This is a genomic window from Mariniflexile gromovii, assembly GCF_017814435.1.
In the GTDB taxonomy this organism is placed as follows: domain Bacteria; phylum Bacteroidota; class Bacteroidia; order Flavobacteriales; family Flavobacteriaceae; genus Mariniflexile; species Mariniflexile gromovii.
Genome location: NZ_JAGJCB010000007.1, coordinates 23018 through 35950 on the forward strand (window position 1 = coordinate 23018; position 12933 = coordinate 35950).

The window sequence follows — 12933 nt, forward strand, 5'->3', positions numbered from 1 at the left end:
GGATTATTACATCAAAAACATGGATGAATTTTATAAGACTATAAAGAGACTGCTTTTACTTTAGTAATTTACTTGGCGGAAACCCAAATTGCTTTTTAAAACACCTGCTAAAGTATAACGGATCATTAAAACCTACCATAGTTGTAACTTCGGATACGTTATGCTTTTTAGATTTTAGAAGTTGTGCCGATTTTTTTAACCGAATGGTTCTTATAAATTCATTGGGAGCCAAATCTGTTAACTCTTTTATTTTTCGGTATAATTTTGAGGAACTCATGCCTAACTCGTTGCATAAAAAACTAGTGGTTAAATCAATATTATTTAAATGGTCTTCTATGAGGTTCGTTATTTTCTCCATCAAATCTTTATCAATGGGAGAATGTGTTAACAAACCTACTTCACTTTCTACTTCTCCTGAAAATTTTGCTTTCAATTCAAGACGTGTTTTGATAATGTTTACTATTACAGTTTTAAGCAATTCAGGATCGAAAGGTTTTACTAAATACCCATCTGCACCTACATCATAACCTTTTACTTTATCTTCATTCTCAGAAAGCGCTGTGAGTAAAATTACAGGAATGTGACTAATAAACTCATCATTTTTTAATTCTTTACAAAATTCGAGCCCGTTTTTTACAGGCATCATTACATCGGCCACACATAAAATGGGCTTTATTTGACGGCAAATTTGAAGACCTTCTTCGCCATTTTCAGCTTCATAAACTTTGTAATAATCAGATAAATAATCAATTAAATATTTTCTAAGTTCTAAATTATCTTCAATCACCAATACTTTTTCCTTAATTTCAGTATTACTAGTTACTTTTTTAACAGGAATATATTCTGGCGCTTCTTGTTTTTCTTTTGATGGGACAAATTCAAAAATCTCTTTTTTAGTATAAGCTTCCTTATTTATGGAAATTTCTACGGTAAACACACTGCCTTCATTAGGTTTACTTTTCACCTTTATCGTGCCTTTATGCAATTCAACTAAAGACTTCACTAATGATAAACCAATCCCTGAACCTGTATTATTCTCTTTACTATTGGTGGCTTGGTAAAATCTTGTAAATATTTTTTCTTGACTTTTTAATGGGATACCTATTCCGTCATCACTTACTTCTATAACCAAAACCTCTCCCTTATCATCTTTCAACCTCACATACAATTCAACATGGCCGTATTTATTGGTAAATTTGATAGCATTGGACAAAAGATTATATAGAATTTTATCATATTTATCTTGATCTATCCACCCCAAAAAAACGTCATCTTCTGTATTAAAATTCATTTCAATTTGCTTATTGTATGCAAACTCTTTAAAGGAGTCGAAGGTGTTTTTAGTATACGATAAAATATCGGTTTGTGATACTTTTAGTTTTAATTCACCTGTTTGTGCTTTTCTAAAATCGAGTACCTGATTTACCAAATTTAAAAGTCTACTGGCATTTTGATGTATTAAATTATACCTGCTTTTTTGATACTCGCTACTTTGGCTATTCCGCTCACCAGCTTCAATCAATTGTTTTACAGGGCCTAAAATAAGGGTTAAAGGCGTTCTAAGTTCGTGTGATATGTTGGTAAAAAAACGAAGTTTCTCGTTATTCAATTTAATATCACGCTCTCTATTAACTTTTTCTGTAACTAATTCTTGTTTTAGGCGAATACGGTTTTTAACTTCCTTTCTAATTAAATAAAAAATTAAAAACAAAAGCAATAAAATTAAAACAAGCGCTTTATAGGTTAACCAAAACGGCGGCGTAATTTTTATTTTATATGAAACAACATCGCTCCAATGCCCATCGCTATTGCTGGCCTTAATTTTAAACACATAATCATCCGGAAATAAATTAGTGTATTGAATGGTTCTAGAATTGCTGCTAGCAGCGATCCAATTTTTATCAAAACCCTCAAGCATGTACTCAAATTTATTTAACTTTTCATTAGCGTAAGATGGTGTTGAAAACTGTAGCGAAAAATTTCTATTCTTATAATTAAGTTCAACACTTTTAGTTTCGTTTAAATCTTTCTGTAAGGGAATTTGATCATTAATTTCTAAACCAGGTTCTATTTCTTTATTCTGAATTTTAAATTCCGTAATAATAGGCTTAGGGGCTATTTGATTTTCTTTTATGGTATAAGGGGAAAAATAAATGATGCCGTTTTTCCCACCTAAATAAATATTGGAATTTCCAAAATTGAAGAACCCGCTAGAACTAAAAACATCCAACCTATTTCCGCTGTTTACATGGTAAATATTAAAGTCTTTTAGGTTTTTCCTAAACCTCGCAATACTATTATTATTCATGTTTAACCACAAATCGCCATTAGCATCTATAACCATATCTGTTACCCACTTACCAGCAAGCTCACTTGGCTCTTTTATGGGTATAAAGTCGTTAATTTTAGTATCAAAAAAGCTTACTCCTTTTCGTGTGGCCGCCCAAAGTTTACCCGTTGCGTCAAAAGTAATATCACTCACGTTATTATGCGGAAGCCCCCTATCGGGGTTTGAAGTTGTTTTATAATACGATATAGATTTTGAATTTATTTCATACCTAACAACACCTATTTCGGTAGCAAACCATATGGCATTGTTCTTATCTTTAATAATTTCATTTATTTCAAAACCTTTTAACAATACACCTATTTTCTTATTTAACTCTAAACTTTTCGTATTTAAAACGGTAGCGCCCTCTCCAAAGGAACCAAACATAATTTCGTTATTACCCATATCCTCAAAAGCAAAAATGGGCGATTTTTCAAAACCTACATGAATAACTTTAGAGCTGTTATTCGAATAATTATAAACCAATACTTTTCCTCCCCACAAACCACAGTAAAATATTTTACCATCTATAGAATAAATGCTTGCAATATCTTTCTGGTTATTATATAATGGTTTAAAACTATCATTATCAGATACAAAAAGTCCGTTATGCCTGGTAGCTACAATCACTTTATTATCGTGCGTTTTAGAAAAACCACGAATTCTAGGGACTTGATTACCTATAGATTGTGAAATATCTTTATTAATATTGAATTGGTTTTCGTAGGGGTCGTACTTATCTAAACCATCTTCTGTTCCAATCCAAAGCACTCCTGAATTATCAAAATACAAAGCAGATACTAAATTATCTACCAACGATGTATTATCGGATAATACCGAAAAGTGCCATTTAAAATCACCTTTATGAATAGCGTCTAATTGATTGCACACAATTAAACCTCCTAAAGTGCCTACCCAATATTTACCGTCTGGCGCTTGAGCAACCGATATAAAGTAGGGACCTAAACTGTCTCTAACATCATTATCTGTTATATAGAGATTTACAAATTGATTTATACTCTTATTTAATTTGTAAAGGCCTTCTCGGGTTCCAACAAAAACATCCGACTTAGCATCTTCATATATAAAATTTATATATGGGTTTTTTTCTTTTGAATTAGGAATATCTAAGGTATAGGTAATAACTTGATCGATTTCACCTTTTATATTTAGCTTTATTTTCGCTACAGAAGCCGATTCATAACTACCAATCCAAATATTGCCGCTTTTATCTTCAAAAATTTCTTTTATATAATTAAACCCTTCTAATTTTATTTTTTTAAATCGGTTCTCTTCAACAAAAAACATGTAAAGCCCTTCGGTTTTGGTACCTACCCAAACTCGATTAAACTTATCTACATACACCGCCCTTACTTCCTCATCTGGCAAACTATTTGCATCATTAGGGTCTGGTAAAAAGGTGGTGAATTTTTGGGTAGATGTTTCAAAAAGCGTCAATCCTTTTCGGGTTCCAATCCAAAGATTACCGGATGCTTCATCAAACTTTAATGCTGTGATGTCATCATTCTGAATCTTATTGTCTTTTGGAAAGGAACTTAAATAGGTTTTAAACTCATAACCATCAAACCGGTTAAGGCCTGAAAATGTCCCTATCCATAAAAAACCATGTTTATCTTGCACTATGTGCCGTATTGAATTATGGGAGAGCCCATCATTATCGTTATAATGCTCAAATTTTATGCTCTGGGATACAGCACAGTAAAATGACATGAAGCATAAAAATAGTATTGCAAAATGATGTCTCATTAAGATTTTGTAGTAATTTCTATTATTGGTTTATTGGCTCAATATTTTTTGAACTTAAATCTATTTTAAAATGATTTGATGGTTGCCCGTTTTTTGTTTTTTCAAAAATAATACCCCAAAGTTGAAATAATTCATTATCCGATCGCTTCAATTGCTCACAAACCAAGGTGTATTGATTTAAACGAGTTTCACCAATATCTGGAATGGCTAATGCATCTGCACTATGCATTCTACAAAAATCATAAATCATATCAAAACCAGTCCAAGTTTCAAATTGGCTTAAAGATAATTTTTCTGAAGTTAATTGTTCATTGATTTTAACTTTATCTGAGGAATTGATCAAGAGTAAATCCTTTCCTGAAGCTTCCAAAAAGATTTCAGAAAAGGCAACAGGCCAATCCTCTGGTAGAAATCTTAACCGCAGTAATTCTTTTAAATGCCATTGCGTTAATATCTTGTAGGTTTTAGAACTCAAAATATCTTTATTCCAAACCTGTGTCAATTTTTCAGCTTTTAAATGCGCATATTCTTGCTCATATAAAGGAAACAAACTATTAAAATTTGTAGCAGAATCAATCACAACCGTTTCTACTTCAAACTCGGTGTTACTTTGAATAGATAAAATTTTATAAGCAGGCATATAGGCCGCTAATGATGGACTTTGAATATTAAATAATGTGTTTCCCTTTTTTGTTGTTCTTACCCCAGTATCATTAATGTGCATATGCCCTCCAAAATGGATTTGAATGCCCGCATCAGCAAAGGTTTCTGCCACTTCTTCTTTTGGCACACGATGTAATTGCATTTTATCGGCTCCAAAAAAAACTTTCATTTCTTCTGAAGCGTCATCATTAAAATCTACCATAGGGTAATGACTAAAGGCAATTAAAATTTTTCCTTTTTGCTTCGCCTGGTCTGCTACTTTCTTCACCCAACCAATTAAATGACTTTTTTGTAAAATCACGTTATTATAACCAACACTGGCTCCTGAAAAATCTTTTGGATTTTCAGAAAAACCAGTTAAGTCTTTATTAGACATGTACACATTGGCATCTATAGCTAAAAGCCATAATCCGGGTGTAGGTTCTACCAAATAACTGGCATCGGGATGAAAGTTATGGACACCCACAGGATAAATTCTCTGGGTTAGAGAAGATTCAAGTATGGCCTTTTTTAAATTATAATTCTTATAGCTATAAGTTGAAAAAGGTGTTTCCCAATATAAATATTCTTTTTGCGGATAAAAACCAAAGGGAGCCATTTCATTTAAAATTTCTTGATACCCCCATTTTTTTATTTTTGAAGTGATGATTGGCTTTAACTGCCCGTCAACCACGGCTTTTAAATTATTAACTGAACTTATTATGATTTGTTCTTTTCCGCCTTCGCCTAAAAAATCGGTTTTACCAGCTTCTTCTGTAAAAGGTTTAGCTGGATCGTGATTGCCCGTGATTGCAAAAAAGAAGATACCGTGTTTCCCTGCATAGGCTTCTAATATTTTCCGTAAGCCTTTAACGTGGACTGGTTGTCCATCATCGCTAAAATCGCCCGGTAAAGCCACATATTTTATGCCTTTAGCTACTATATCATCCAAAGCAGCTATAAAAGCAAAATAATTTTCATTGAATAGTCTTGTGGATGTTAATTGAGACTGCATGGTTCTTATATTAACATAAGAATCCGATTCTGTATTTTTAATCCCTTGATATCCAGCATCTTCAAACTTAGCATAAATATCTTGAAAATGAGCATCAGCGATGAAGGCAATTTTAACATCTTTAAGTTCAGGCTTTAATCCTTTCGAACAAGAAACCAGTACAAACAGTATCAAAATCAATATAAAGCATTCTTTAAATCTCATAGTACAAAAACCTCCATCCTTTTACTTTTTATATTAATTTTTTATACGTTCGAATGTATTGTTTTTAAAACTTACATGATATGTTGATGGAAAAAACAGTGACGGTGTGTAATAATCGGTTGAAATAACTTGTGCTCCCGATGCTTCTGCTTTTTTAAACCGGGTATAATCATTAGACCGTGCTTCTTTAGTATCGGCATCGGCACGCGTTCTAACCATATAGCCTTTAGACACCAATTCTTTAATATAATTGAAATCGCCCACAGGGTTATTAACAATTCTAAACGCCGCTTCAGGATTCCCTTCTTTACTATTCACAAACAAAACCCTGTTTTTTAATGTTGGATGACCTTCTAAATACCTGTTTATTTTATCTTCCTTTTCATCTAAAACAAACAAGAATCGCCCCTTTACATCGTCTAAATTTGGCCAACCTTTGGTTAAAATAGCGGCTTCCAAAGTTTCAAAATTACCACGAACAAAATCTGGGGTTATTAGCTTATCTTCAGTTAAAACCGATTTAATTTCATTATCTATTTCATTTAAGGCTTCTTTAGTAAATGGAAGCGGATTTCGAGTTCTTTTAACTTTTTGATCTTTTGCATTAACAATAATGATAATAGGTAGGTGATCGGGGTTTCCATCCGACCAATTTTTAATTGCCGTTAAACCTTCTTTGAACAGCAAATAATGACTTCTAAAATCTAAATCTTGTATATGAAAAAGTTTCAACCCTGGTTGGTTTAGTTTCTTTTCTTCATCGTAGGGCAAGGGCGATTTTAGTCTAAACTTTACTAAACCTAGGCCTTTTGGTTTTGAAAAATGACCTCCATCAGGATCGTAAAACACATCGAGTTCTAAACTTCGCAACCCTAAATCCAATTGGTCTTCCATAGCTATATGGCCATATTGCAATTTTTTTGCCGTTTTAGAATCCATGGTGTTTATAATTTTCCACAATGGGGGTTCTATAGGTATTTTATACGAATTATGACTTCCAATCACTTGAATGTCGTTTAACTTATTGGGCCTTAATGTTTTTTCAAGCCATAGTTCGGCTAATTTTGGCCAAGTTTCACCCGCTATATTGCCATTACGCAACCCGTAACCGTGCCCTCCTTTTGGCAACATATGTAATTCTACAGGTATTTTATTATCTCTAAGTGCTGATGCAATTACCAATGCACTGTTACCATGCGCGTCATCCATGGTGCCGAAAACAAAACATGGCGGAGTGTTTGTGTCTATGGTTATTTCTGTACTTAAACTTCTATGTTCACTTTTATCTAAATATGCGGGATAGATAAGCATGGTAAAGTTTGGTTTACTTGAAAAGTCGTCGATACTATCAACTTTAGCATAGCTTTCTTTTTGATAATTGGTTGAAGCATTGGCCGACAAATGTCCTCCAGCCGAAAAGCCCATGACACCTATTTTTTCAGCATCTAAATGAAATGAGGTTGCATGACTTCTCACCCACTTTATGGCACGCTGTAAATCTTGCAAAGCACCTTCCCTTTTATTTGGAACCCTGTATTGCAGCACAAAAGCAGTATACCCTAAACTATTCAGCCATTCTGCAATTTCATAGCCTTCTTTATCAATTGCCAAAATGTTGTAACCACCTCCGGGGCATACTATAATTCCCGCTTTAGATTCATTAGGTATTTTGGGTTTAAAAACGGTTAAAGTTGGATTGGTAACATCGGTTAATCTTATAACATCATCACTGTTATTTTGTATTTGTCTAGCTACCTGTTTGGTTTGAATTTCATTAGGGACTTTATGAGGCCATAATGAAATTTCATCTTCCGTTTGAGCCGATATAACACAACTAATTAATAAGGCTATGGTTGCTAAAGCAAATTTCATGTTTTTGAGATTATGCATGATTTTATTTTAACTGTATTTTAAAACCAATTATAGGAATTTCATTTTGATTATCATCAGGCAGCTGAATTTTTAAACCGTCTTTTGTTTGTTTCCACACTACTTTTTCTGAAGTATTTAATTGGCTAACCGACTTAATTTTTATGTCTTTTTGTGCAGATAAAGATTTTATTAGAACTTCCTTTTCGGTTGGACTACATACATAAGCATAAATAAATCCATATTTACTTGTGAATCTTACTTCAGGGAAGATTTCTTTGGATGTACCATCATGTAAATTATCTTTCATGGTATTTTCTTCTTCTGAAGCATTCACCATTTCAGTATTTTTTGAAACCTCCGTAAGGCGTTCACTTTGTACGTTCCAAGGTTTAGTGCCATAGATGCCTTCAGAATTTTGCTTCATCCACACGCCCATTTCAGCTAAACGTTCTTGAGCTAAATTGGTAATTTCCCCTTTTGCCGTAGGTCCATTATTCAGTAATAAATTACCGCCTTTGCTTACTATTTCCAGTAATTGTCGGGTCATTAATTCAGATGATTTGTAAATGGTATCGTATTCAATATAACCCCAATTTTTACCCATGGTAATACAAGCTTCCCAAGGCTCCACTTCTAAGCCTTTTACAATTTCCTGTTCAGTAACTTTATAATCGCCTAAACTGTTACCTATGCGACTATTAATAATGCAATGCGGTTGAATACTTAAAATTAAGTCTTTTAATTCTTTACTTTCCTCCAAACTTATACCCTCTGGCGTATCAAACCAAATAATATCAATTTTCCCGTATTGCGTTAGGAGCTCCTTTATTTGAGGTGTTACTTTTCTTTCAAAATAGCGACTGAATACTTTTATATCCTCATCTGGATAATCTACCAAATTGCTTCGTCCGCCTTTAAAAGGCTTATTTGTTGGAACATCGGGATCTTCCCAATCACGACCTAAAGAATAGTAAAACCCAAATTTCATTTCGTGTTTATGGCAAGCATCTACCAATGCCTTCATAGGGTCTTTTCCATAAGGCGTTCTTTCAACAATATTATAATCGTTTGAAGGCGAATTGAACATAGCAAACCCATCATGATGCTTAGAGGTAATAACAATATACTTCATGCCCGCTTGTTTTGCGGTTAGCACCCATTTTTCGGCATCGTAATTTACAGGATTAAAATCGTTGGCAATTTTGCCATAATCTTTTAAGGAGATTTTTTCATGAATCATAAAATGTTCATTGCCTTTTGCTATATGGCCATCCCAATAACCCGCTGTTTGAGAATATAAACCCCAGTGCATAAACATCCCAAATTTGGCATCTTTCCACCAGTCCATTTTATCTGCCGTTTGAGCAAAACTATTGGTTAGAAATGCACATATAAAAACTAAAACATAGAGCTTATTTTTCTTAAATACTATTATCATCTTATTCCTAATATCTAACTATTTTTTAATAAATTCTACATTCGTAACTTTAACTACGATAGCATTGGGCCACACTTTATCATTATAAAGTCTATGTGCTCTACTTACTGATATTTCTAACAATTCTTCATGTTGAATATATCTTGAAGTTGGGGTGTTTTCTGGCCAATATTCTACTACTAAATCATTTTGTCCCAATACAGAAATAGTAGTGTTTTTTGTGGCCTTCATGTTTTTAAGCAAAAAATTCCTTCTAAAACCTTTAAACCAATCTATCTGGCCTGTTATAAAAACATAAGCTATATTTTCATTTTTAGCTTTTGTAAACCACATGTCTCCATCTTTTATAATGGTTGGCACCGTTCTTACGCTTTTAACCCCTTCATTGTTTACAAACATCCAAAGAGCTAGCTCTCTTAAACGCTCTTCTTGTTCTATCGGAATTTCTCCATTTGGTTTCGGACCAATATTTAATAGAAAATTACCTCCTTTGGCTCTTATCTCTATTAATTTATTAATAACTTCAGTACCACTTTTGTAAATTTCATTTGTTGGCTTATACTGCCATTGTGTTCCCATGGTCATGCAAGTCTCCCAAGGTCCAGGCATAGGCGCATCAGGGATTGTTTGTTCAGGAGTTTTTATTTCACCTCTTGTTACAAAAATATTAGGGTCTTTGTCATGTACAAATTGAACCAAATCTCCTTTTTTGAACGAATCAAAAAACATCATATCTGGATGAAACTTATCAATTAATTCTCCTATTTGTTTTTTATCATAAGCTAATAGCTCTGGGTTTTCTGTTACCTGGCTCATCTTGCTATTACGAGAAATTAAGTGACCCTGTTTCCTTAAAATACTGAAATCTTCAGGAGAAAAATACAAGCCAACCTTTAGATTTTGTTTTCGTAAAGCTTTAACTAACTGATCAACAATATCCTTCCCATAAGGTGTATTCATGATATTAAAATCGGTTGTTTTAGTATCCCACATACAAAAACCATTATGGTGCTTTGCAGTAAAAACCACATATTCTGCTCCCGCAACTTTAAACAACCTAACCCATTCATCGGCATCAAATTTATCTGGGTAGAATGTTTTAGGAAGCTCGTTAAAATATCTATTAACATAATCATCTGAAGCACCTACTAAAGAATGACTAATGACACTTCCTAATTGAGAATCTAAACTCCAGTGTACAAAAATACCAAAACCCATGTCCATGAATTTTTCATCGAGTTCGGGCTTATTTTTAAGTTGTGAGAAGGCTGAAAAAGTAGTTATTATAAGTGCTAGTAATGCAAGTTTTGTTTTCATTTATATATATTATTTATTTTGATTAGCTGTATTCGACATTTCTAAAATTAATTTACCGCCATTTATAATATCACTTTGAAAAATTTTATAATTTTTTACGGATTTGTTATTTAAAGTCACCTTATTTACATAAACATTAGTTGGGCTATTATTTTCAGTTTTAATAATAAATGATTTATTTGAATAATATTTTGGATTTAATTTAATAGTAATTTCATCAAAAATAGGACTTCCAATTTGATATTCCGGATTATCTTCGGTGCCGCCATTCATTTGAAACAAACCAATTTTTAAAAGTACATTTAAACTTCCCATCAACCCTTGATCTTCATCACCATTATAACCTGTATTGGGTGCCAGACCACTAAAGGTTTTCTTGATTACGAACCGTGTCCAATATTGTGTTAAATCTGGCCTATTTAATTGATTAAAAATAAAAGACGTTTGTATAGAGGGTTGATTACCAAAATTAATTGGTATTCTACTATACTCGGGGTGTAACTCTTGTGAATGGGAATTACCTGCTGTAAAACCTAATTTTTCAGCTACAATAAACTGATTATTTAGTTTTTCAACCGCTTTTTCTTTACCACCCATTAAAGTAGCTAACCCTTGAATATCGTGTGGTACAAACCAAGTAGATTGTGCTCCGTTAGACTCAATAAAACCGTTTTCTACTTGGTAAGGATCAAAATCTTTTTTCCAAATGCCATCTACATTTTTTGGTCGCATCCAACCTATTTTTGTATCAAATACGTTTTTATAATTTTTAGAACGCTCCATGAAATAATCATAATCTTCTTGGTGATTTAATTTCTTGGCCAATTGCGCCAAGGTCCAATCTTGATAAGCATACTCCATGGTAAGGCTTGCTCCATCTTGATGTCCACCAAATTTACCTTCTGGAATTGGGTAAGGCACATACCCTTGGTTCATGTAATATTTTAAACCACCTCCTAAATAGGTGTTATGTTCATAACCTGCTTTTTCCATAATTCCACCTAGCATATGGTTTTTCTTTAAGGCTCGATAAATATCTTCTAAATCGTCCTTTATAATGCCTTTTTGAATAGCTGTTACTAGAAATGGTGTAGATGAAGCTCCCGTCATGACATAGGTATAATTTCCGCCCGAAGGACCACGAGGAATTAAACCGCCATCTTTATAATATTGCATTAAGGAGTGTACAAAATCGTCCATAATTTCTGGATACACTAGCCCCCAAAGTGTATTGAGTGTCCATTGAGCCCCCCAAAAAGAATCGGAATTAAAATGATTAAATTTTGGTTTTCCGTTGGCATCTAAAGGGAGTTGACCCACTCTAAATTCGGCTCCCGTATTATCAGGATAAGCACCATTAGCATCATTAATAATTCGGCGTCCTTGTAATGCGTGCCATAAATCGGTATAAAATCGTTTTTGGTCGGTATCTGTACCTCCTTTTACATCAATTCTACCTAATAATCCATTCCATTCTTTTTTTGATTGAGACACTATCTCTTCAAAATCCCACTGTGGTAATTCTTCTTTTATATTATTTGATGCATTTTCTACAGAGGTATATGAAATACCTACTTTCATCAAGACTTTTTCGTTTGTTTCGGCCAAATTAATAAGGTAATTACCTGTTTTTTCATCCTGCTCTACGGAAGCAATATCCGTATTCAAGATGGCTTTAAAGTAAACAGTTACTGGTTTAGGTCTTCTATGCGTTGGTTCCATAACAAGCTTTCCTGAAAGCTCCTTGGATCCAATTTTTTCTAAAACACCTCCAGAATTTTTACAAGGTCCCAACACAGTATTTAAATTAAACAATATGGCTGCTTGCTGCTTCTTGGGAAATAAGTATTGATGAAAACCTACGCGTTTTGTACTTGTTAGTTCTGATGTAATTTGATACCTATCCAGTTCTAGATAATGATAGCCTGGTGTGACTTTTTCTTTTTCATGATTAAACTTTGAGTAAAAATCTGAATAAACAGTATTTTTATTTGCTTCTGAAATAGTTACCGGCATGACTGAAACACCCGACATTTGCCACGCGTGAATATGACTAAACCCTTTTATGGTATCTACTTTATAACGATACCCACTACCCCAAGCTCCATTTATTTCTGTATCTGGACTTAAATTTACCATCCCAAATGGACGGCTGGCTGACGAGAAGAAAAACCATCTAGAATTTTCGGTATCTAATTGAGTGTACACTTTTGCAGTATAATCAATCGATTTGTCCTTTTCTATCAATGTTATTCTTTTACCGTCATTCTTACATGAGATTAAAGAAATCATTACAAAAGCTATTCCTGCTACTCCGTTTATAATACTTTGGTTCAGCTTCATTCTTTT

Annotated in this window: 6 protein-coding genes; all 6 read right to left on the bottom strand. The window is 33.4% G+C overall.

Annotation, left to right across the window (positions count from 1 at the left end; genetic code table 11):
- Positions 1-55: 55 nt before the first annotated feature.
- The 6 genes from J8H85_RS09035 to J8H85_RS09060 all read right to left on the bottom strand — a co-directional run bounded on the left by J8H85_RS09035 (position 56) and on the right by J8H85_RS09060 (position 12927).
- Positions 56-4096, bottom strand: coding sequence for a hybrid sensor histidine kinase/response regulator transcription factor (locus tag J8H85_RS09035; RefSeq protein ID WP_209654768.1), 4041 nt, complete (start codon positions 4094-4096; stop codon positions 56-58).
- Positions 4097-4118: 22 nt separating this feature from the next.
- Positions 4119-5933, bottom strand: a complete 1815-nt coding sequence (locus J8H85_RS09040; protein WP_245243773.1) for a metallophosphoesterase family protein — start codon at positions 5931-5933, stop codon at positions 4119-4121.
- Positions 5934-5990: 57 nt separating this feature from the next.
- Positions 5991-7847, bottom strand: a complete 1857-nt coding sequence (locus J8H85_RS09045) for a Ca2+-dependent phosphoinositide-specific phospholipase C (protein WP_209654771.1) — start codon at positions 7845-7847, stop codon at positions 5991-5993.
- Positions 7848-7851: 4 nt separating this feature from the next.
- Entirely contained in the window at positions 7852-9177 is a 1326-nt protein-coding gene (locus J8H85_RS09050) for an alpha-L-fucosidase (RefSeq protein ID WP_209654774.1), read from the bottom strand.
- Between the two features lie 108 nt (positions 9178-9285).
- Complete coding sequence (locus J8H85_RS09055; protein WP_209654776.1) at positions 9286-10584, bottom strand: alpha-L-fucosidase; 1299 nt, start codon at positions 10582-10584, stop codon at positions 9286-9288.
- Between the two features lie 9 nt (positions 10585-10593).
- Positions 10594-12927: a GH92 family glycosyl hydrolase gene (locus J8H85_RS09060; protein ID WP_209654777.1), complete on the bottom strand. Its 2334-nt coding sequence runs from the start codon at positions 12925-12927 to the stop codon at positions 10594-10596.
- Positions 12928-12933 lie beyond the last annotated feature (6 nt).